Raw genomic sequence first — 1,507 nt, 5'->3', positions numbered from 1 at the left:
GGGTTTGGCTACGGTGGCACTTCCACGCCGGGGGTGTCGTCGAGTCCCTGGCCCCATCTGAATCGCCCGGGATGAACCGCTCGCCTTCGCGCCTTCGCACGCTCGTGGACTCCCGCGCCCTGGCCGTACCGGGCTGGAAGCACACCGGGAGGGAGTCTTGAGGCTCCGGAAGCTGTCCTGGCGCGTGCGGCGTTCGCTGGTGCGCGCACGGGCCTGGGCGGTCCAGACAGCGGCCCGCGCGTGGGCACCCCTCGGGGCCACGTCGGCGGGGCGCTTCGCGGCGGACATCTTCTTCGCGGGGCGCACCGTGGCGCGCGGCTTCATGGGCGAGAACCTGCGCCTGCGCGCCGCCGCGCTCACGTACATCAGCATGTTCTCGCTGGTGCCGCTCTTGACGGTGGGCATCGTGCTCTTGCGCACGCTCCACCAGGAGCAGTTCCAGCGGAAGCTGCGCTTCGTCATCTCCGAGGTGCTGGCGCCGGGGGTCAGCGAGGAGTCCGCCGCCCTGCTCGACCGGTTCCTGCACCCGGGCGACTCCATCGCGGTGGGCAGCGTGGGCTTCCTCGCGGTGCTGTTGTCAGCGGGCTCGCTGCTGCGCCACATCGACGGCGCGGTGAACGAGCTGTGGGGCATCCGGCGCCAGCGCCCGTGGCTGACGCGCCTGTCCATCTACGCGGGCCTGTTGCTGCTGGGGCCCATCTTCCTGGCCATCTCCTTCTCCGGCACGGGCCGGGTCCGCATGCTGCTGCAGAGCCACGCCCCCTCCGCGCCGTTCTTCATCGGGGTGGGCACCATGCTCATCGCCATGGGCAGCCTGACGCTGCTGTACCTCTGGACGCCCTACGCCCACGTGCGCGTGCGCTCGGCGCTGGCGGGCGGACTGGTGGCCGGCCTGGGCTGGATGCTGGCGAAGCAGGTGTACGCCGAGTTCGCCGCGCGCAGCTTCCTCTACAACCCCCTCTACGCGTCGCTGGGCGCCCTGCCCCTGTTCCTCGCCTGGGTGTACGTGAGCTGGCTGGTGATGCTGTTCGGCGCCCGGCTGTCCTACGCCGTGGAGCACGTCTCCTTCCGCGACTCCCTCTTCGCCTTCGGCAGCCACCCGCGCGCGCACGAGCTGGTGGGCGCGCGCGTCGCCCAGGACGTCACCCTGTGCTGGGTGGATGGCGCCACCCCGCCCCTGCCCCGGGAGCTGGCCACGCGGCTGCGCGTGCCGGAGTCGCTGGTGCACGAGGTGGTGGACCGCCTGGTGGAAGCCCGCCTGCTGGAACGGGGACGGCGGGGCGGCCTGCGTCCCACGCGGGACCCCGCCGAAATCACGCTCGCCGACACCACGCTCGCCGTGCACGGGGTGATGATCACCGGCGGCCCGGAGACATGGACGGGCCCCAAGGCCCCGGGCTTCGAACAGTTCGAACCCCTGTTCCAGGCGGCCGACTGTGCCGGGGTCGACCTGCTGCGCCGCACCCGGTGGCTGGACCTGGTGACACCCCTGCGCCCGGGGCTGCTC

The 1,507-nt window shown here is 72.3% G+C and carries 1 protein-coding gene; it reads left to right on the top strand.

What is annotated here, in order from left to right; all coding sequences use genetic code 11:
• Nucleotides 1-184: 184 nt before the first annotated feature.
• Nucleotides 185-1,507: YhjD/YihY/BrkB family envelope integrity protein (locus D7W82_RS39600; protein WP_120623177.1), on the top strand; the 1,323-nt coding region annotated here is incomplete at its 3' end.

This window comes from Corallococcus sp. CA049B (assembly GCF_003611685.1).
Classification (GTDB): Bacteria; Myxococcota; Myxococcia; order Myxococcales; family Myxococcaceae; genus Corallococcus; species Corallococcus coralloides.
This window is presented reverse-complemented; position numbering and strand designations above follow the sequence as displayed.